Below are 21,384 nucleotides of genomic sequence, written 5' to 3' on the forward strand. Positions count from 1 at the left end.
ATCCCGTTTCGCATGCGAAACGGGATTTTTTTATGCCAGAATCTTAAGTCGAAACTGGCTCTAAAATGAAAAGCCCCTCAAATCTACGACTTGAGGGGCTTCGTTATTTCCAATGAAGGAACGGTTCAAATGAACGCGCTGCTTCTCTTATCGATTTGACATCGGATTGTAAGGTCTTTCGTTGGCTCCAGTATAGATCTGACGAGGACGACCGATCGGCTCTTTATTGGCCATCATCTCTTTCCATTGAGCAATCCATCCTGGAAGACGACCCATAGCAAACATTACCGTGAACATCTCGGTTGGAATACCAATTGCCTTGTAAATGATTCCAGAGTAGAAATCCACGTTAGGGTAAAGATTTCGCTCTTTAAAGTAATCATCATTAAGAGCCACATGCTCCAATTGCTTGGCCAGATCAAGAATTGGATCGCTCACACCTAATTTCTCCAATACATCATCGCAAGATTTTTTGATGATGGTTGCGCGAGGGTCAAAGTTCTTGTAAACACGATGACCGAATCCCATGATGCGGAATGGATCGTCTTTATCTTTTGCTTTATCAATCCACTTTTGCATGTTGCCGCCATCCTTTTGGATGTTCTCCAACATTTCAATGACAGCTTGATTGGCGCCACCATGAAGCGGACCCCAAAGTGCAGAAACACCAGCAGCAATAGAAGCATAAAGATTAGCTCTTGAAGAACCGACTATTCTCACAGTTGAAGTAGAGCAGTTTTGCTCATGATCTGCATGAAGAATAAGCAGCTGATCCAAGGCTCTAACGATAACTGGATCTGGTTCGTAGTCTTCAGTTGGAACAGAGAACATCATATTCATGAAATTCTCGCAGTAGTTGTATTTGTTCTTTGGATAAACAACAGGATGACCAACAGAATTCTTGTGAGACCATGCAGCAATTGTGCTGATCTTGGCAATAAGTCTGATGATGGTCAGATCAACTTTTTCCTCTTCGCGATCTGGATCAAGACTTTCTGGATAGAAAGTTGAAAGCGAAATAAGGTTTGAAGCAAGAACTCCCATTGGATGGGCTTTTCTTGGAAACGCTTCAAAAAACTCTTTCATGTCTTCATGAATGAGTGTGTGTCGAGTGATTTTTTCCGTCCAATCTTGGAAATCCGGTTTAGACGGAAGTTCACCGTATATTAATAGGTATGCTACCTCCAAAAATGTTGACTTCTCAGCCAACTGTTCTATTGGATAACCTCTGTATCTCAGAATCCCCTTTTCGCCATCCAAAAATGTGATGGCGCTACTTGTTGCCCCTGTATTCTTGTAGCCACTATCAAATGTGATGAGACCCGTCATATCTCGCAACTTGCGAATATCAATTCCTTGTTCGTTCTCCGTTCCGGTAATTACCGGTAGTTCAATTACTTGATCTCCTACACGGATCTCAGCTTTGTCGCTCATTTGTTTGTGTCAATAAAAGGTTTTGTTTCTGTCCTGCGATTATACGAAAAATTCAATCATTCAAATTGTCATAAACCTTTGATCTGAACAAGTTTTGCAATCGAATAACCAATGTTTTAACAATGCTTTTTACTCAAGTCCTGTCCTCTTGGTTACAACAAAAAAAGACGCTGATCGTTCAGCGTCTTCTTCATTTTCCTTCCATTTAATGTGGCGGGCCACCAGGGATTTTAGTGCGGTCTTTGGCACCACGCAGTAGTTCCTTTCTAAAACCTTGCTCTGCTCCATGTAATAGAACCACTTTTTGCATTGGGAGTATCTTCTTAAATCGTTCGTTGTATTCCTTTTTCAGGTCCAGCTCTTGTTGCTCAAACGCCAGTTCTTTATCTACCGCAGCCGATAATTCCGCATCAGATAGTTCTGCTTGATTCTTTTTCGTGCTAATTCTATTGTCGCGTCTTTTTGACCGAATCGACTGCATCTTACCTTCCAACTCGTTGTAAAGAGGCCAAAATTGCTGAGCTTCCTCAGGCGTTAGATTCAATTCGCTGGTCAGATAAGCTACTTTGAGCGCCTCCAATCTTTCTCTTTTAGATGGTTCAAGTTCTTCTTGAGCCTTCACCAACTGAATGGAGTTCAGCAATACGGCAATTGTCAATAATATCAGCTTCTTCATGTCAGATTTCTATTTCATCAATAATTGTGTTCCATTCCATTTCTTCTTCAGCGTTTAGATAATCAATGACGTCTTCTTCTGAAAGAGTGTTTTGCGTCATTGTTGCATCGCTATAATCAACCAGATCATAGCCGACCAATTCTGTGGGTTGAAGATCTGCGTAGTAAGTAAGTTCTTGAACCGAGATTGAGGCTAAGACGGTATCAAAATCAGGCGTGGCGCTTTTGTTTGGAAGAAAAAAGAACCAAGCAGCTAAAGCCATTGCTGCAATTCCAAAACTTGGAACCAACCATCGAGTCAAACGGATAGCGGGTTTTTCAACATCAACTTCTGAAGCTCGAACATTCTCCATAACCCGTGGAGCCAGGTTCTCAAAATATCCAGCAGGAACTTTGAAAGGATTCCGCGTCAGATCTGATTCTGAAGCTCCTTCAAAATGAAGCGTTGATTCGTTTGGTTCCGTTGTGTTTTTCATTTCGATTGATTGACAACGATTTTTGGGAAAGGTTTAATTTTTGAATCCTACTGTAGAATTACCGCTTAACAAATGCTTCTATTTTCTTCACTGCGTGATGATACGATGCTTTTAGTGCGCCAACCGAAGTTCCCGTCACTTCGGCAATTTCTTCATACTTCATTTCATCAAAATACTTCATGTTAAACACCAATCGCTGTTTGGTTGGCAACGAAAGAATGGCGCTTTGCAATTTCAATTGAATGGCGTCTCCACTCATTTCTAGGTCAGCTTCCAAATTGGATGACAGCGAGTTTGAAACATCATCAAGTGAAACGAATATGTTCTTTCGTTTTTTCTTTAGAAAGGTCAACGATTCGTTCGTTGCAATGCGATAAAGCCACGTAAAAAGTTGGCTATCTGCACGAAATCCCTCAAGATTTTTGAAGGCTTTGATGAATGTATTCTGGAGCACATCGTCCGCGTCATCGTGTTCAATGACGATCCTGCGGATGTGCCAATACAGCCGCTCCTGATACTTGTTTACGAGCTGACTGAAAGCCCAATTACGAGACGAAGGATCTCGGAACTGTTCAAGCAATTTCCTGTCCGATTCGTCCGTCATGTGCGAGTTTTACTTCCTCGCGATGGCTTTCAATGCAGCTTCAACAATGCTTTCTGTGCTCAATCCGTATTTTTCCAACAGTTGTTCTGGTGTTCCACTTTCTCCAAAGCTGTCGTTCACTGCCACCATTTCCATTGGTGCTGGATTGTGCAAAGCAAGCGTTTGTGCAACACTATCGCCAAGGCCACCATTACGTTGGTGTTCTTCGGCAGTCACCGCGCAACCTGTTTTGTTAACGGAAGCTAAGATGGCATCCACGTCCAAAGGTTTAATTGTGTGGATGTTGATTATTTCGGCACTCACGCCTTTATCGGCCAAAATGGCCTGCGCCTCAATGGCCTTCCATACCAAATGACCTGTAGCGAAGATGCTTACATCAGAACCATCTGCTATTTTCCAAGCTTTTCCAATTTCAAATTTTACGTTTTCTGGAGTGAAATTCGGAACTTTTGGTCGGCCAAAACGGAGGTAAACTGGGCCTTCATAATCGGCAATTGCAAGCGTTGCTGCTTTGGTTTGATTGTAATCGCAAGGATTGATGACGGTCATTCCAGGCAACATTTTCATCAGCCCAATATCTTCCAATATCTGATGCGTTGCGCCATCTTCTCCCAAAGTAAGACCAGCGTGAGAAGCACAGATCTTTACGTTTTTGCCAGAGTAAGCAACTGACTGCCGAATCTGATCGTACACACGGCCAGTACTGAAATTGGCAAAGGTGCCGGTGAACGGAATCTTTCCACCAATGGTCAATCCTGCCGCAATTCCGATCATGTTCGCTTCTGCAATTCCAACTTGGAAAAAACGGTCAGGAAACGCATCCTGAAAGGCATTCATTTTGAGTGACCCGATAAGGTCAGCGCAAAGCGCTACCACGTTCTCATTCTTCTGTCCCAACTCGAACAGTCCGTCTCCAAATCCAGAGCGCGTATCGCGGTCTTCAGTTAGTTTTTCTATTACCATGTTATCGTAGTTCTACAAGTTGAGATTTGCCAGAGAAAATTGTGAAATCCTGTTCAGTCGTATAAAAAGCGCGCTTTGATCCTGTTGGTCTGAAAACCACTTTATAGCTTCCCGGCTGTAACGGAATGCTTTCTGTAGTTAATTCAGGATCAAGCGAATAAAGCCAGGTTAGACCCGTACCTTCTTTCAAAAACACATCGCCTACGCCTTTCGTTTTTCGCATGATGTGCGCCATTCCAGGTTGAGGAATTTCTACGGTTGTTGTGTGGCTTTGTCCCACATTCACACCCGGAACGTACATTCTTGGAAGTGTGAGTATTTCCAGATCATAAGTTCCAACCAAGTAGCGTTGCTTGTCATCAATGCGCTGAATATTCAAGGTATTCATGTCATCTTTTTGCCGCACAATGGCCTGTAGATTCTCATAATCGTGCTTGCCTTGTACTTTAACGACCAGATCTCCTTGTGGAGCATCCAATGCAATGACGTTATGAATGCCAGGAATCAACTCAATACTGTCTTTGGTAACAGAAGGAATTGTGTGAACTTTCATACGATATGAAGCAAGCGGATCGATACTCAAAGTATCTGGAACTCCTCTGTGGTTCATTGTGTGAATAAGGTTGTAGATCATTTTGCCCGAATGCAGATCGTAGAACGTCATGTTCAAATCCGTTTCTGTTGGTTCTCCGTTCGAATCAAGTAGGTTTACTTGTACCGATGTTGGGTTCAACGCCTGCGAGATAACCACGTTCAGAATGTCTTTGAACGAGCGTTCGTTCTGTGCATTAAAGTAATTGCCGATGCACTTGAATCGATCAACGAGTTCAAGGTCAAGCCCAATACCGATCACGAATGGTTTCAGCACAATACCTTTGGATTGGAGTGCCAATGATACAGCGCATGGGTCGCCAGCACATTCCTCAATGCCATCAGTGATCAAAATGATCATGTTGCGGCAGTTGCTACATGGCGGGAAATCCTTGGCAGATTGTTCTAAACTGTACGCAATTGGCGTGGTGCCTTTCGGCTGAATTCTTTCTAAGGCTTTTTTGATCTCCCAAGCACCTCCACCATTGAACGGCACTTCCAATTTTGTGTCCTTACAATCGCGCTGGGTGCTTGAAATGAATGGACTTTGATGTCCATAAGCACGAAGCGCAAGCTCCAGATTATCAACATTTTTCAAGCTGTCCAACAGCTCGTTCAGAAGTTGCTTGGCAATGTCAATTTTCATCCCACTTTCCCAATGGCCAAACATGCTTTGGGAACCATCAAAAACAAATAAAATTCGGTTGAGTGGCTTCTCTTTTTCCTGCGCAAGCGAATTGGAGCTAGCTATGAGTAGCAACCCAAGACCTAACATCAGAACAGAAATATGTTTCCTCAAAAGGAACACGGATTTAATGAAAAGTTAGAAATGAAGAATTAATAATTACCGTTTCAAAATTAGCTTTTGAAGCACGACCACTCCATACTTACGCCTTACACCTCCCTTTCAATAATCTCCCAGTGTTTCTTCCAGTTGAGCCAGCGCCACTTCCAGTTGGGCATCATTTGGTGCTACTCCGTGCCACTTGTGCGTTCCCATCATGTAATCAACTCCCATACCCATTTCAGTTTTCATGAGATTGATAACCGGAACTCCTTTGCCAGTAGCTGCGTTACATTCAGCCATTGTTTTAAGCAGATCGTCCATGTTGTTTCCATCGCAAGAGAAAACCTTCCAGCCAAATGCTTCGAATTTCGCTTTCAAACTTCCCATGTTCAAGACATGATCCGTGCTGCCATCGATCTGCTTTCCATTAACGTCAACCGTAGCAATGATATTGTCAACCTTTTTGGCTGAAGCGTACATCAGCGCTTCCCAAATTTGACCTTCTTGCAATTCGCCATCTCCATGAAGCGTGTAAACCAACTTGGATTCGCCATTGAGTTTCTTGGCATGTGCAGCACCGATTGCCACAGAAAGTCCTTGACCCAACGAGCCGGACGACATTCGTATACCTGGCAAACCTTCGTGTGTGGTTGGATGACCTTGAAGACGCGTGTTCAGAAAACGAAATGTGGAAAGTTCTTTCACAGGGAAATATCCGTAGCGCGCTAAAACGCTGTACCAAACTGGTGAAATATGACCGTTTGAAAGGAAGAATAGGTCTTCGCCCGTTCCATCCATTTCAAAATTGGATGGATTCGGCTTCATGATCTCGTAATACAGCGACACGAAGAATTCAACGCAACCCAACGAACCTCCAGGATGACCAGAGGCCGGAGCATGAACCATTCTGACAATATCTCTTCGTGTTTGAGAACAAATACGATTCAGTTCTTCAGTAGATGGCATGGGGCTTCAGATTGGTTCGGTTCAAAAGTAGCCGAAGCCACAGGGCAGGCAAAGCAACGTTGATAACTTTTGAAAATCGGAATCAGTCTATTTTTGATGATTGAACGGTGTATGAAGGTATTCAAGACTGCATTTCATATGCTCATATTCGAGCATTTTTCTGCCCAGCCTAATTCAACATCCGTTGTTGAAACTTTGACCTTTTCCGCCCAAACCGATCCATTTCTTACTGCTACTTTTCATCATGCAACTATCCACCCTCGACTGGTCCATCATCGCGGCCTTCTTCTTCGTTTCGCTCGTAATTGGAATTCTTGTTTCGCGCAAAGCGGGTTCCAGTTCGGCTGAGTTTTTCCTATCGGGAAGAAATATGCCTTGGTGGCTTTTGGGCGTTTCGATGGTGGCAACCACATTTTCTGCCGATACACCCAACCTTGTAACTGATATTGTCCGAAAGAACGGTGTATCGGGCAACTGGGTCTGGTGGGCATTTCTTCTTACTGGAATGCTGACGGTTTTTGTTTATTCCAAACTCTGGCGCAGGTCGGGTGTGCTCACCGATCTGGAATTCTACGAAATACGCTATGGCGGAAAAAGCGCAGCGTTCCTTCGTGGTTTCCGAGCCATTTATCTAGGTGTGTTTTTCAACGTGATGATCATGGCCACGGTGTGTTTAGCGGCAATTAAAATTGGCGGGGTCATGCTTGGTCTTACGCCAGCACAGACCTTGCTTATTGCCAGTGTTGTTACTGTTGCATATAGCTCGATGGGTGGTTTGCGTGGTGTTCTCATCACCGATTTCTTTCAGTTTATTTTGGCCATGATCGGCACTATTTGGGCAGCAGTGGTTTTGCTTGACCTACCGCAAGTTGGCGGATTGGACGCGCTACTAGCACACGAAGAAGTGGCTTCGCTCACGAACTTCCTACCCGATTTTTCAGACACAGAAAGTCTTATTCCGCTACTGATCATTCCCCTTGCGGTGCAATGGTGGAGCGTGTGGTATCCTGGTTCTGAGCCTGGTGGCGGTGGCTATATCGCGCAGCGTATGTTGGCCGCAAAAGACGAACAGAATGCGATGGGCGCCACGCTATTTTTCAATATGGCGCATTATGCTTTGCGACCTTGGCCGTGGATCATCATTGCGCTTTGTTCTGTGGTGGTTTTTCCAACCTTGGATAGCATTCAAAACGCATTTCCCAACATCGATGCAAACATTATCAATGATGACCTTGCTTATCCTGCCATGCTAACGTTGCTGCCTGCCGGATTACTTGGCTTGGTGATCGCCTCGTTGGTTGCAGCTTTTATGAGTACCATTTCCACACATCTCAATTGGGGAAGTTCGTATGTGGTCAACGATTTTTATCAGCGCTTTGTAAAGCCAGAGGCTTCGCAAAAAGAACTTGTGATGGTAGGTAGAATTTCTACTGTACTGCTGATGGTTTTTGCTGCGCTGATGGCGCTGTTGCTGACCAATGCCTTGCAGGCCTTCAATATTCTGATGCAGATCGGTGCTGGAACAGGTTTGATCTTCATTCTCCGTTGGTTCTGGTGGCGCATCAATGCTTGGACAGAAATTAGTGGAATGGTCATTTCATTCATCGTGGCGATTGTACTCGAAATAATTGCTCCTGAACTCGTACCAGCGAATTTCAAATTGGTTGTAGGTGTAGGCATCACCACCGTTGGTTGGCTTGCCGTTACTTTTCTAACGCAACCCGAAACGGACGAAACGCTTCGTGCATTCTGTGTCCATGTCAATCCAACAGTTGGATGGAAAAATTTCCGATCTTCTCAAGCAGTAGTCACGGGAAATCTTCCTCTACAGATTTTCGGGATGTTCCTTGGTTGTGTGGTGGTTTACACCGCGCTTTTCGCCACGGGTTCGTTCATTTATGGCAACACAATCGCTGGTTTTTCCTTAGGTCTTTCCTCGGCCCTTTGCCTTGCGCTATTGGCTAAATTGTGGAAGAAGTTCTGACGAGCTTTTTATTTCCTATCAGAAGTATCACGGCACGACTAAACCGTTATTCTCCAGGATGGTAGGTTCGTTCTGCCATCTTCTCGACTGACGCTCTATACAATGGCATGGATTTGTATTCATGATTGGTGAACAGTTCCATCTGATCAGTATAGTGTTTGCTTTCTGGATGACTTGAAGCACCATAAGCGTTGACTGTTTTCACTTCTGCTTTTCCGTTTACGAAACGCACTTCTTGAATGTAGCCATCACCACCAGTTACCTTGTAAATCCCATTCTTCTTATCATATAATTTGGTGTCCGTAGCACGAGGCACTTCGCGAAGTCCGTGTGCCGGAAAACTCTTGTTTCCGCGCACCAAACGCTGAAGTTCGCCAAGCGGCACATCGATGGTTCCGTGCGTTTTTATTAGAAATTTCTTGGCTTTTCGAATGGCTTCCACAGCCATTTCTTCTGAAACGTGTTCTTTCCGAATCATCAGCAGCGCAAACGGGCCATCGAGTTCATGCATCAAGTTGTCGTGCACCACCATGGCCAATCCAGCATGCACATCTGTAATGTCATCTCCTTTCCAATTCCACGCTTTTAGCGAACGGATGGCATCAGCAATGTCTGGATACTTTGCCTCGTCAAGGGCATACATTTCCGCAAAGTGCGTGCTGTAACTTCCATCGGGATGATAAGCTGCATCATACTTGATCTTAGTAAGATCGTACTCGGTGTATTTGGCATCGCCATGTTGTTCGAACAAATAGCCGAATCGCTCGCCACGATTATACTCGAAGGTCTGCACCCCAGGAAACATTTGATCCCAATTGCAACTCTCACCAGTGCAATGCAGCGGAGTATTATTTGCATTGTATACGTATCCGCAATCCGGATTCGTTGCATTTGGAATCTTATCAAAGTCAAGCAGCTTGGTCCATTTGTACGCAGGATTATCTGATGTAATCGGAGGTGACCAATTCAGCTTCGGGTCTCGGTCTGGAACCTGACCACCAGAGTGCATCATGATGTTTCCTTCTGCATCTGCGTAAATGATATTGAAAAGTGGAATCGACTGCTTTTCTATGGCCGTTTTGAACTCATCGAAGTTTTGCGCCTTGTTCATTTCGTACCACTGTTGCCCAGCAGCTATGTGCATATATCCAGGAAAACGGAAGGCAAACGTGCCGTGCTTCGTTTCCCAAACAGGTCCGTAAGTACTGTATTTCACTTTTTTGGAAACGGGAATCACCATTCCGATCACTTTCACCTTCAGTTGTACTTTATCGTGTCTGAAGTTGACCCATTTACCATCGTATCGATATTGATCCTTGTTTTCTGGATTGATCTGCAGTTTGTACACATCGCCAAACTGATGGTAATTGGTTGTGTGCGCCCATCCCAATTTTGGGTTCGAGCCCACAAAAATGGTGGAGCCTCCAGCAAATGTTCCGCCAACCATATTCCAACCTTCTTCGCTTACCATGTGTGCTTCGTACCAGGCAAATCTTCCTTCAATGGGCTGATGCGAGTTGACGAGCAGATATCCGTTCCCATCATCCATGTGTTTTGCATCTATTGCAAAAGCGTTGGAACCCGTGCCGAAGAATTCGTTCGAACCAAAAAATTCCTCAATACGATTCTCGTTTATCGCCTTTAGTGCCATGCCAGTTCCTGCCATCAGCGCCACGCTTAATGTTGAACTTTTTGTCAGGTCTTTGGCTGTTACCGGAAATGCCTTTTTTAACAGAACTTCTTTAGGATGTGCCGTTGCATAGTCGTTCAATCCTTGCGCGTAACCTTCGAGCACAGCACGGAAAGCAGGCGACAGGTCTCTTTCAAATGTGGCATCCACCAACGAATCTACCCGTAGCAATTGCAAGCCAAAATCGAACAGCACTCCGTCTTTGCCTTTAAAACTGCCCAACAGTCCTTTTCCGGCCATTACTGCTTCCTGAATGTCTGCAAAGTTGTCTTCAGAATGCGCGTAGGCCAATCCGTAAGCGGCATCTGCATCGGTCTTGCCATAAATGTGCGGAACACCAAAGGTGTCTCTGATAATGGTAACATCTTTGGGGTTGATGGTCTGAGAAAATACAGGGAGCCAACCAATGAAGGAAAGGCAAAGAAGAATTCTGATCAACATAGAATAAGGGGTTGTTTAATGATGCGTGAAAATAAGTCCTTGATCTCTACGACCAACAGATTGCTGAATGAACTTAGAATCTTAACGCTAGGTTAATGAGATAACCGCGAAATGCTACTAAGCTACAAACTTGTAGCCTACGCTCCGAACCGAGAGAAAGTGCTTCGGATATTTCGGGTCTGCCTCAAAGTACTTTCGGAAGGCGAGGATATAATTATCGATGGTGCGCGTGGATGGAAACGCATCATAACCCCAAACAGTTTCTAAGATCGTCTCGCGAGAAAGCACCTCGTTTCTGCGTTCAACAAAAAGACGAAGGAGTTTCATTTCACGTTTCGAGAGCGGATGATCGTTCCCGTCTTTATCCGTAATGGTATAAGAACCGAAATCGATGCTGCAGCTCCCAAATTGGAAGGAACTGACCGAACGGTCCAGATCATTTCCACCGCGTTTCAGCAATGCTTGAACACGCAACAGGAACTCATCCAGATTGAAGGGTTTTGTGAGGTAGTCATCGCCACCGATCTTGAGGCCGAATACGCGATCTTCCACCGAACTTTTTGCCGTTAAGAAGAGTATCGGAACCTTCGTGTTTTCCAGCCTGATGGTCTGACAAATAGTGAATCCGTCCACTTCGGGCAACATCACGTCCAAAATCACCAGATCAAATCGTTTTCGGGCAAACTCTTCCAATGCAATCTTGCCGTTGGAAACAGCCGATACTTCGTAGCCCTCCAACTCCAAGTTCAGCTTGATGATGTCTTGGAGGCTTTCTTCGTCCTCTACCAGAAGAATGCGTTTGTTCATGCTCATCTTGTCCGCTAAAATTAACGGTAATTTTAACCGCAGAATGAGCCAACGCCTTTTCGGAAGTTCTTTACCTGTTTTAGGGTACGCTTGCTTTTTGGCTGCCCTATTTCTATTTGTTCAAGGTTACCAGTTCAATACGGCAGACCAAGCGGAACATTTGCCGCAGGTTTACCAAATGCTCGACTCGGAACTTTATCCGCACGATTATTTTGTGAACGCAAGCAATTCCATTTTCACCATACGCATCTATTACGAGAAACTTGTCTTGCATGTAGCGCAGACAATCGGTTTAGAATGGGGACTTTTCATTCTCAATTTCTGTTTTGTTGCCTTAATGGCTTACTCGTTTTCTTGTATTGCCGAGGCGTTTTTTAACGACCGATGGGCCATGATTTTGGCTCCGTTACTTGCCTTGTTAGTGTTTTACAACTTCACGGTTGGTGGCAACCATGTGATGTACGCAAGCTTCATTTCAAGCACCATTGCAAAAGGAGTATCGAGTTTTGCTATGCTGCAATTTCTTCGGCATAAACGGGTTTTTGCAGGATTGCTACTCGGATTGGCCTCGCTGTTTCAGCCATTGGTGGGTTTGCAGGTTTTTCTTCTCCTCTCTGGATATGAGCTTTTCGTTTGTCGAAATGTGAGAAATGTGCTGAACTTGAGTTTGCCTTACTTGGCCTTGGCGCTGACAATCCTTATTCCTGCCGTTCAACACCAATTACTGGGCGAAGAAGGATTTGACAAAGAACTTTACTACGAAATCCTCTATCGTTTCCGCAACTATCATCACTTTCTGCCTTCGCTTTTCCCAGTAACGCATTACATCAAGTTTGTAGGATTGCTGGTGCTTGGACTCGTCAGCTACGTAATTGCAAGACCTAAAGACCGTGGCCTTTACGTGTCTTTCGTAGGGCTTGCGGTGCTCGGCATGTTCGTCTATTGGGTTGGTTTGGAATTGATTGGAATACACGCTTTTGGAAAGACGCAATGGTTTAAGACAACCGTTTGGATCGGGGCATTCAACGCCATTATGGTAGCAGGCTTGCTCGGACAATTGCTTTCGGGATTTTTTCCCTTTCATAAAGTGAGGAACTACGTTTTACCTTTTTCGGTTGTCCTATTTACGGTGTTGATAGTGGCAATCACAAACTCAAAATACCTGCCCGAGAAATTTCAGCATAAGTATGTGGTCGGAAATCGGGTTCAAACGGATCTTGAAAAGATGCACTTGTGGATAGCTGACAATACAGCAAAGGATGTTACTGTTCTGGTTTCGCCAGTTGATGATAGTTTCTCGTGCGAAGCCAAACGAAGCATGCCTATTCATTTCAGGGCCATTATTCACGAGCCGTTTTTCATGCTGCCTTGGTATGAAGATTTCAAAGAGATCTACGGAGTTTCTTTGGATAATATCGAAGGAATTGATGCCCGCGAAAATGCGATCAAGCGCTATGAGAATAGAAATTATCGCGGCACAAGTAAGCACATCGACCTGAGGTTGGACAACCTCGAAACCTGCCAATTCAGCTCAGAATTGGGTCCAATTATACATCAGCAAGGAAGCTTGGTTCTTACCGAATTCCAAGCACTTTAGCAAAGGCAACTACGGTTATTTACGTAGGCGATTACGGTCAAACTCGTAATCGCACGTTCTCATGCATTCTCAAATTTGCAGCTCAAACTAAAAATCTAACCCTAAATAAACCAACATGAGCGCACTAAGTAGCACTTTAAAATGGGGACGATTCCTTGTCTTGGCAGGAGCCGTTTCTTTTTCAATTACGTCTTGTAATACAGATGAAACACCCGAAACACCGACTGACCCAGCAAGCAACCCGCCAACTCCTACTTTCGGAGTAGGATACGGCACGCTAGCCGCTATAAAAACCGTTACCACATTCGATCCTGGATTTGGTGTGCCAATTCAGGAGATCGTGCTTGGTTTGGGTTCGGCAGGCTTTACCAATGCGTTGGATTACAGTAATCTGATCGATGCTGGAACCATTACGCTGGAAGGCGAAACTTTGACGCGGGCAGAAAACAATGCTTACTACAACTCTCCCACGCAGACAAACCCAACAGGAATTGATTTCAGCGGAAATCCAAGCTGGGAAGTAGGCGGTTCTTCCGGTGTACCGGCATTCTCGCACACGACCAATATCGGTTTTCCAACGCTTGGTGCGATCACTAGCGCAACCACCATTCCCGGAACAGGAGATTACGTGCTCACGGTTGCCAATATTTCTGGTGCCGATTCGGTCTTCTTCATGCTTGGTGGAATTTCTCATACCGAACCTGGAAACTCAACCTCCAGCACCTTCACGGAAGCAGAGATCAATACCATGGGAACAGGTGCAAGCTTCATGCAAGTGGCTCCTTACAGATGGGAGATGGCCACAAAATCGGGCAAGGATTTCTATTTCGTAACTGAAACAGTAAAAACACAATCTATTACTATCGAATAATTGATTGGAACAATGTGGGTGAGGTCGGCTTCTTCGGAGGTCGGCCTCTTTTTTTTGCAGAAACCATTAAGTTACATTCAAATTTTATAAACCGTGTTTTAAGTAATAGGGTTTAATTTGTCCTCAAATGAAAACGGAGGAGCTCTTCATCAGGAACATGGTCAGCAGTCGTTGCATTCTAGCCGTTAGGCAAATGTTGCGTTCGTTGGATATGGAAGAAGTGGAACGTATTTCGCTTGGCCGTGCAGTGGTAGGTTACGAAGATGAAAGACAATTGGCACAGTTCATCGATGCACTTCCATCCATTGGATTTCTATTGGTGGAAGACGATGGACAGAAACAACTGGAGATGATAAAAGCTGCTTCAATCGAGCTGTTCTATCATGGAAATAATGCCAATTCGCTTATCCGTAATTCAGATCACTTGAGCGAACGCACTGGAATGCCTTATCATCAACTTAGTCGCATTTTTTCTGAACAGACCGGCACAACGCTCGAGAAGTACATCATTCTACTTAAGATTGAGCGGGTAAAGGAACTCTTGAGTTACAAAGATTTAACGCTCAGTGAAATATCCTATCAAATGGGATACAGTAGTGTTCAGTATCTGAGTAATCAATTCAAGCAGGTTACCGATGTAACGCCTAAACAGTTCAAGGATGGACAAGGTGGTCAGCGTATTCCGCTGGACAAGCTCATTTAAAGGATTAACCTCAATCATCTGCTTGTGTGAATCTTACACAACCAAGTTATAAAACTGTAATTCCCGTCCGATTTCAAGTCTGTTACTTTGACCTAATACAATCGGACAACTAAAAATCAGAAGTCATGATAAGCCTAAAGAAAAACATTGCAATCAGCGAGTCAGGGTTCGTTTTCAACCCTACCACTGGCGATTCGTTCTCCCTTAATTCTGTCGGAACCGACATTCTCAAATTGTTGAAAGACGGTAAGGGCGAAAAAGAGGTGAAAACTACCGTTATCGACAGGTATGACGTGGACGAAGAAACCTTTGACAAGGATTATTACGACTTCCTGAAAATGTTGGGCCAATACAAACTTCTTGACGCATCGTAATCATGAAAAAGCAACTGACCATAGCCGTTACGGGGCTGAACAACATCGATAGTCCAGGACCGGGAATTCCCGTGATCAGGGCCTTGCGCGACAGCGAAGAATTCGAGGTTCGGATTATTGGTCTGAGCTACGAAACCCTTGAACCGGGCATTTACATGCACGAAATGGTGGATCATGTTTATCAGATTCCATTTCCGAAATCTGGAACAGAAGTGATCTTCGGACGAATCGCTTACATCAACTCATTAGAGAATATTGATGTGCTGATTCCAAACTTCGATGCAGAACTGTTCAACTTCATCAAGTTGTCAGATCGGATGGAAAGCGAATTGGGAATCAAAACCTTCCTTCCAACCTTAGAGCAATTTGAGGCGCGCCATAAGGTGAATCTCGAAGAGTTCGGAGAGAAGCATGGCATGCTTGTTCCGAAAAGCAAAATGATCTTTTCCACCGCGGAAATTCCAAAGTTGGCACAGGATTTTACCTATCCGATTGTAGTGAAAGGTCAGTTTTACGATGCCCATATTGCCTACAATCAAGAACAGGTGGCCACGTATTTCAACAAGATAGCTGCCAAGTGGGGACTGCCGATTGTCATTCAACAGTTCGTTTATGGAACAGAAGTGAACATCATTGCTCTTGGCGATGGCGAAGGCAATATGATAGGCGCGGTGCCCATGCGCAAGCAATACATTACTGACAAAGGCAAAGCTTGGGCAGGAGTGAGTTTGGATGATGAAGGCTTACTATCCGAAGCTAAATCGATGATAGCAAGTTCAAAATGGCGAGGCGGAATGGAGCTCGAGTACATCAAAACCAGCGATGATGAATATTACCTGCTCGAGATCAATCCACGATTCCCAGCATGGGTTTACCTCGCAAATGGTTGCGGTCAGAACCTTCCCGAAGCATTGGTAAAAATGTCATTAGGAGAAAAGGTGAAACCGTATGACAGTTACGAAGTCGGAAAAATGTTCATCCGCTATTCGTGGGACATGATCGTAGACATGAAGGAGTTCGAGGAGATTTCTACAACTGGAGAGCTTGGACCAAAGAAGCGAAAGGCTTCTTAGAGTAACGAGTTGCGAGTTTCGAGTCACGAGAATTAACCGAAGAAAGATGAAAGATTTCAAGAAATTGATTGTTTGGCAAAGGTCAATGGATGTTGTGGATAAGGTTTTCGACCTGATTGAAAATATGACGCGAGCAGAACAATGGATTCTGTCAAACCAGGTCGGTCGTTGTTCCGTCTCCATTCCATCAAATATTGCGGAAGGTGCTGGAAGAAAGACAAGTAAGGATTTTGCCCACTTTTTAGACATTGCCTTAGGTTCAAGTTTTGAATTGGAAACGCAACTGCTTATTTGTCAAAGAAGAAAATCGCTCGCCCAAACAGACCTGAACGGAATGATACAGGAAGTATTGGAAATACAGAAAATGATAATTGGACTGCAAAAAGCAGTTCGCGCAAAACAAGATTAAACGCATTCTCGCAACTGGAAACTCGCAACTAGAAACTCAGAAAACATGGAAAAGCAGCGCTATGAAAGGCCAATAATCAGAAGGCTGAATACTGGAGTGATGAACAAGTTCGGTACTAAGACGGAGTACGAACCAGTAACGCATATCGATGATTGTGCCGTGAAAGATCTGATGGCAGAGTACGGTTCTCCGTTGTTTGTAATCTCACAGAAAACGATTCACGAAACGTACCAAGCGGCAAATCGTGCTTTCAATACACGCTATCCAAAGGTTCAATTTGCCTGGAGCTACAAGACCAACTACATCAATGCGGTTTGCAACGTTTACCACAAGTTGGGTTCGTGGGCAGAAGTAGTTTCTGGATTTGAATACCTGAAAGCGCTGAAGAATGGAGTTCCTGGTTCGAAGATCATCTTCAACGGACCAGACAAAACTGTTGAAGAGTTGAAGTTGGCAATTGAGAATAAATCACTCATTCACATCGATCACTTGGATGAGCTTTACACGCTCACAGAAATGTGCGAGGAGACAGGAATTCGTCCCAAAGTGGCCATACGTGTAAACATGGACACAGGAATCTACCCAATGTGGGACCGATTCGGTTTCAATTATGAGAACGGACAAGCTTGGGACGCTATCAATAAGATAGTTCTTAGCGATAGAATGGATCTGGTAGGATTGCATGCACATATCGGAACGTTTATGCTTACTGCCAATGCTTACGGGGTTGCTGCCAGAAAACTCTCTGAATTGGCCTTGAGCATTCAGAAAAAATACGATAAGAAGATCCAGTACATAGATATGGGCGGAGGTTTTGCCTCTACCAATACGCTGAAGGGTTCTTTTCTTTCAGGAACAGATACATCACCAAGCTTTGATGATTATGCTGAGGCGATTTCAACCGCCATCATGAATGCTGGTTTTGTGGAGGACGAATTGCCATTGTTGATTCTGGAAACAGGTCGGGCAATGATTGATGAAGCTGGTTCTTTGCTTGGTTCGGTTATTTCAAATAAGCGATTGAGCGATGGACGAAAAGCCACGATCATGGACTTTGGCGTAAATATTCTGTTCACTTCGTTCTGGTATGACCACAAGATCAGTCCTGCGCAGGAGTTCAGCCATCATACCGAAGATTCGGTTATGTACGGCCCGCTGTGTATGAACATTGACGTGGTGCGCGAGAATGTGACGCTTCCGCCATTGAAACGAGGCGACCATGTGGTTGTGCATACCGTAGGTGCTTACAACATGACCCAATGGATGCAATTTATTGCATTGCGTCCAGCAGTTGTGATGATTGACCTTGACGGCAAACCGCACATTATCCGAAAGCGCGAAACGCTCGACAATATCGATCAGCAGGAGCAAATGCCTGCGTACCTGAAAGAGTTTAAATTATGAATGAGCTACGAGTTGCGAGTTTCCAGTTGCGAGATGTCAATCCCCCGTCCCAAAAGTTCTGCAAGCTCCACTTTTGCGTCACCCCCTTTGAAACGGGGACTGAACTCCATCCTCCTTTTAAAGGAGGTGCCGAGGAACGAGGCGGAGGATTTTCATCAGATATTCAATTAGTTGATTTCTAAACTTGAGAGATTCTAATAGATACACTTGGAAATTGATCTGGGAGGGACTGTTGCACAGTTACTCCCAGATTTTTTTCAGCCTCGATAAGGTATTTGCCGTTGTTCTACTCTTATGCTCGTTCATTGATCCTTATGTAGGCATAAGCGCCATTATTGCTGGCGTAATCGCTATTCTGACTGCATATTTCTTGGGCTTTGATCACAAGAACATTCGCGAAGGAATGTACAGTTTCAACAGCGTCATGGTTGGAATGGTGATGGCCGTGTATTTCGACATGAATGTGCCGTTCATGCTCTTGCTCGTGCTGATGTCCGTGTTCACGCTCTTTTTCACATTGGCTATCAATGCACAACTGAAGGTCTACGGATTGCCGATAATGAGCATTCCGTTCCTTTTCGGTGTTTGGACAATCCATTTGGTAGGTCGCGAATTTGCTGGATTGCATCTTACCGAACGCGGCATTTACACCATCAACGAGTTGTGGTCGTACGGAGGCGAAACGCTGGTCAACTTCTATGATATGATGGAGAATCTGCCAATTCCAGACATTATAGATGTGTACCTCCGATCGCTGGGCGCCATCTTCTTTCAGTTTAACATCTTGGCCGGATTGGTGATCATGGTCGGCCTCATTCGCTTTTCGCGCATCGCATTTCTGCTATCGCTGGTCGGTTTTTTTAGCGGCTACCTGTTCTTCGGTTTCATGCAAGGGCAGTTCTCGCATTTGCACTACAGTTACATTGGGTTCAACTTCATTCTGTCGGCCATTGCTTTGGGCGGATTTTTCATCATTCCATCGCGCGGATCGTTTTTGCTTGTGGCATTGGCATCTCCTATCATCGCCATTCTGATTGCTGCCATCGGCAATCTTTTCACCGTGGTTCAACTCCCGATTTATTCACTTCCATATAACGTACTTGTACTTATTACATTATATGTTCTGAAGTTGAGGTTGGCTCCGCGAGGTCTGACTCCCATCGTGGAACAGTCCTATTCTCCAGAAGTAAATCTGTACCGATTCCTCAATCAGAAAGAGCGTTATGCCAACGATACCTACTTCCATATTTACCTTCCTTTTTATGGCGAATGGACCATTTCGCAAGGACATGATGGCGATATAACGCATAAGGGAGAATGGAAAGAAGCCTTTGATTTTGTTGTGGAAGATGAGCAGCACAAAACCTATAAGGATTCGGGAACGAGACTGGAGGATTTTTACGGTTACGGTCGTCCGGTGATGGCGCCACAGGCGGGTTGGGTGGTTTCGGTTGAGAACGATGTGGACGATAACCAGATCGGTGAAGTGAACCTAAAGCAGAATTGGGGAAACACGGTTGTTATTCAGCACGGAGAAGGTTTATACACCAAACTCAGCCACTTGAAGCACGGAAGTGTGAAAGTGGAAGTTGGAGAGCATATCAAGAAAGGACAAGTGTTGGCCGCATTAGGAAATTCTGGCCGTTCGCCAGAACCGCATATTCATTTCCAAATGCAGACCACGCCATACATCGGTAGCAAGACCTTGAAATACCCGCTTGCTTACTACATGGAGAAAACGGCTGATGGTCAACGGTTTCATTCATACGATTATCCGAAAGAAGGACAGATCATTTCCAATGTGAAAGTGAATCCGCTGCTTAAAAAGGCATTTGCCTTCATTCCAGGAATGCATATTCATCTCGAATCGGAAGGCGAAAAGTTTGAGTGGGAAGTGTTTACGGATGCTTACAACTATACTTATATCTATTGCCATCAAACGGAGGCGGTTGCTTATTTCGTGAACAACGAGACGCTGTTCTATTTTACCAAATACATCGGCAATCACGCTTCACCGCTGTTCCAATTCTATACTGGACTCTATAAAGTGATGCTCGGATTTTATCAGGATCTGAAGATCACAGACCATTTTCCTGTAGATGCCATCTATTCGGGAGTTCTGAAAGGAATGCTCGATCTGGTTTCGCCATTTTATCCTGTTGTAAAAGCAGATTACGAATTGAGCTATTCAGAAATGGATGATGCCATCGAGCCTGAATGGGCCAAGCTCAATTCCGAGCTTTCCGTGAAAGCATTAGGAGGTACAAGACTTAAGAAAAACTTTCACATCGAGTTCTCTCACGTAGGTATTTCCAAGTTCGCTATATCTCAGAACGGTAAAGAAAAAGTGTACTCATGCGAAGTGCGGTAGTCACCTTATTATTTGTGCTTTTTGCATTGCTTGGCCATTCTCAGGAATGGTCGGATAAGGCGCAGTATGATGCCTACATGAAAGGCGATTGGCAGCAGGTGATTGAGCTAGGAAAACTGGCCAGAAAAGCAGGAGCCGATTACTACTATATCCGCGTTCGGAATGGTTATGCCAACTATCAATTGGGTAGGTTTCATCAGGCCGAAAAGGAATTTGAAAAAGCGCTGGAGTTCAATAGTGGCGATGTCTTTTCCAAGCGCTACAGCTACTGGTCTTCTTATTATGCAGGCAATGTTTCCACCGCTTTGGTCAAAAGCGGTCAGATGTCGCCACCGGAGCAAGACACGATTCAAGTAATTAAACCGAAATTCTTCACGGCCATTTCTGCGTTGGGAGGTTACCGCGTGTCCACTTCGCAGAATTTTGTAGGCAACATGCCGTATGTTTCTGCTTACCTCGACCATCAGATCGGGAAGCGAATTACGCTCCATCATGGTGTCAGTTATCTCAACCAAACACGCACTTCTTTTATCAATAGATTGAACTCAACCGTTTGGCAGGTCGGGTATTTGGCCACGGTGGGAATTCAAGTCGCGAAACACACCACCATCGCGCCTTCGTTCGTTATGCAATACTGGCAAACAGATGGCTTTAAGGTTTACGACCTGAGTGCAACCTTAGCGGTCCGTCAGCAATTCGGAAACATGAATACCACACTTATCGGTGGCTATTTCCAAGATACGGACACGACTAAATACATGGTTGGTGGTTCTTTTACCTGGTATCCGCTGCACAACTTGAAATTGTATTCCATCACATCTGGTGGTTACAATTTTGGCGGTGCGGCCCCAAATCCATTCGTGAAGCAAACCATTGGCGGACAGTTGTTCAAAAAAGTTTGGTTGAGTTCATCCTTCAACTGGAATCATCAGGTATTGGTATTTGAAGATATCGGCCTTGATTTTGCCAATAATAGTGTTGACAGATTGAATTGGAAATGGTCACTGAGCCCCGTTTTCTATCCTCTTCCTAAACTTGCGCTTTCTCTGACGTATTCTATCGAATCCCGTCAATATTACCGCTTGGGCGAATTGGGCATTGCCAACATTTCCGATCCGTACAATTTCCACTCATTCTATGTAGGTTTGAACTATAATTTCTGAA

At 44.5% G+C, this 21,384-nt stretch carries 19 protein-coding genes; 10 read left to right on the top strand and 9 right to left on the bottom strand.

Features of this window, described 5'->3' with window-relative positions; genetic code table 11:
* Positions 1-147: 147 nt before the first annotated feature.
* The 7 genes from K9J17_05735 to K9J17_05765 all read right to left on the bottom strand — a co-directional run bounded on the left by K9J17_05735 (position 148) and on the right by K9J17_05765 (position 6,496).
* Entirely contained in the window at positions 148-1,434 is a 1,287-nt protein-coding gene (locus K9J17_05735) for a citrate synthase (protein MCF8276219.1), read from the bottom strand.
* A 205-nt stretch (positions 1,435-1,639) separates the two neighbouring features.
* Positions 1,640-2,110: a hypothetical protein gene (locus K9J17_05740; protein ID MCF8276220.1), complete on the bottom strand. Its 471-nt coding sequence runs from the start codon at positions 2,108-2,110 to the stop codon at positions 1,640-1,642.
* A gap of 1 nt (position 2,111) precedes the next feature.
* Positions 2,112-2,585: a hypothetical protein gene (locus K9J17_05745; GenBank protein ID MCF8276221.1), complete on the bottom strand. Its 474-nt coding sequence runs from the start codon at positions 2,583-2,585 to the stop codon at positions 2,112-2,114.
* A 58-nt stretch (positions 2,586-2,643) separates the two neighbouring features.
* On the bottom strand, positions 2,644-3,189 hold the full coding sequence (locus K9J17_05750; protein MCF8276222.1) for a sigma-70 family RNA polymerase sigma factor: 546 nt from the start codon (positions 3,187-3,189) through the stop codon (positions 2,644-2,646).
* 9 nt (positions 3,190-3,198) lie between these two features.
* Positions 3,199-4,152 carry a transketolase family protein gene (locus tag K9J17_05755; GenBank protein MCF8276223.1) on the bottom strand — a complete coding sequence of 318 codons (954 nt, stop codon included), beginning with the start codon at positions 4,150-4,152 and terminating at the stop codon, positions 3,199-3,201.
* Between the two features lies 1 nt (position 4,153).
* Positions 4,154-5,542, bottom strand: coding sequence for a VWA domain-containing protein (locus tag K9J17_05760; protein MCF8276224.1), 1,389 nt, complete (start codon positions 5,540-5,542; stop codon positions 4,154-4,156).
* Between the two features lie 108 nt (positions 5,543-5,650).
* Positions 5,651-6,496 carry a transketolase gene (locus K9J17_05765; GenBank protein ID MCF8276225.1) on the bottom strand — a complete coding sequence of 282 codons (846 nt, stop codon included), beginning with the start codon at positions 6,494-6,496 and terminating at the stop codon, positions 5,651-5,653.
* A 244-nt stretch (positions 6,497-6,740) separates the two neighbouring features.
* Here K9J17_05765 and K9J17_05770 point away from each other — a divergent pair, with 244 nt between their 5' ends.
* The gene (locus tag K9J17_05770) at positions 6,741-8,480 is read left to right on the top strand and encodes a Na+:solute symporter (GenBank protein ID MCF8276226.1); all 1,740 of its coding nucleotides are present in this window, start codon (positions 6,741-6,743) and stop codon (positions 8,478-8,480) included.
* A 46-nt stretch (positions 8,481-8,526) separates the two neighbouring features.
* On the opposite strand, the gene K9J17_05775 is transcribed toward K9J17_05770, so the two are convergent.
* Complete coding sequence (locus tag K9J17_05775; protein ID MCF8276227.1) at positions 8,527-10,611, bottom strand: penicillin acylase family protein; 2,085 nt, start codon at positions 10,609-10,611, stop codon at positions 8,527-8,529.
* A gap of 117 nt (positions 10,612-10,728) precedes the next feature.
* Entirely contained in the window at positions 10,729-11,418 is a 690-nt protein-coding gene (locus tag K9J17_05780) for a response regulator transcription factor (protein ID MCF8276228.1), read from the bottom strand.
* Positions 11,419-11,461: 43 nt separating this feature from the next.
* Here K9J17_05780 and K9J17_05785 point away from each other — a divergent pair, with 43 nt between their 5' ends.
* From K9J17_05785 to K9J17_05825, 9 genes are all read left to right on the top strand, one after another.
* Positions 11,462-13,015, top strand: coding sequence for a hypothetical protein (locus tag K9J17_05785; GenBank protein MCF8276229.1), 1,554 nt, complete (start codon positions 11,462-11,464; stop codon positions 13,013-13,015).
* A 115-nt stretch (positions 13,016-13,130) separates the two neighbouring features.
* Entirely contained in the window at positions 13,131-13,886 is a 756-nt protein-coding gene (locus tag K9J17_05790) for a hypothetical protein (GenBank protein MCF8276230.1), read from the top strand.
* A gap of 127 nt (positions 13,887-14,013) precedes the next feature.
* A complete protein-coding gene (locus K9J17_05795) occupies positions 14,014-14,589 on the top strand; it encodes a helix-turn-helix transcriptional regulator (protein MCF8276231.1) in 576 nt (191 codons plus the stop codon).
* Positions 14,590-14,714: 125 nt separating this feature from the next.
* A complete protein-coding gene (locus K9J17_05800) occupies positions 14,715-14,963 on the top strand; it encodes a PqqD family protein (GenBank protein MCF8276232.1) in 249 nt (82 codons plus the stop codon).
* Between the two features lie 2 nt (positions 14,964-14,965).
* Positions 14,966-16,036, top strand: a complete 1,071-nt coding sequence (locus K9J17_05805) for an ATP-grasp domain-containing protein (protein MCF8276233.1) — start codon at positions 14,966-14,968, stop codon at positions 16,034-16,036.
* Between the two features lie 46 nt (positions 16,037-16,082).
* Positions 16,083-16,445 carry a four helix bundle protein gene (locus K9J17_05810; protein ID MCF8276234.1) on the top strand — a complete coding sequence of 121 codons (363 nt, stop codon included), beginning with the start codon at positions 16,083-16,085 and terminating at the stop codon, positions 16,443-16,445.
* 45 nt (positions 16,446-16,490) lie between these two features.
* Complete coding sequence (locus K9J17_05815; GenBank protein ID MCF8276235.1) at positions 16,491-17,849, top strand: hypothetical protein; 1,359 nt, start codon at positions 16,491-16,493, stop codon at positions 17,847-17,849.
* Between the two features lie 232 nt (positions 17,850-18,081).
* Entirely contained in the window at positions 18,082-20,220 is a 2,139-nt protein-coding gene (locus K9J17_05820; protein MCF8276236.1) for an urea transporter, read from the top strand.
* A complete protein-coding gene (locus K9J17_05825; GenBank protein MCF8276237.1) occupies positions 20,205-21,383 on the top strand; it encodes a tetratricopeptide repeat protein in 1,179 nt (392 codons plus the stop codon). The genes K9J17_05820 and K9J17_05825 overlap by 16 nt, the downstream gene beginning before the upstream one ends.
* The last annotated feature ends 1 nt before the right edge of the window (position 21,384 follow it).

The organism is Flavobacteriales bacterium (genome assembly GCA_021739695.1).
Classification (GTDB): Bacteria; Bacteroidota; Bacteroidia; order UBA10329; family UBA10329; genus UBA10329.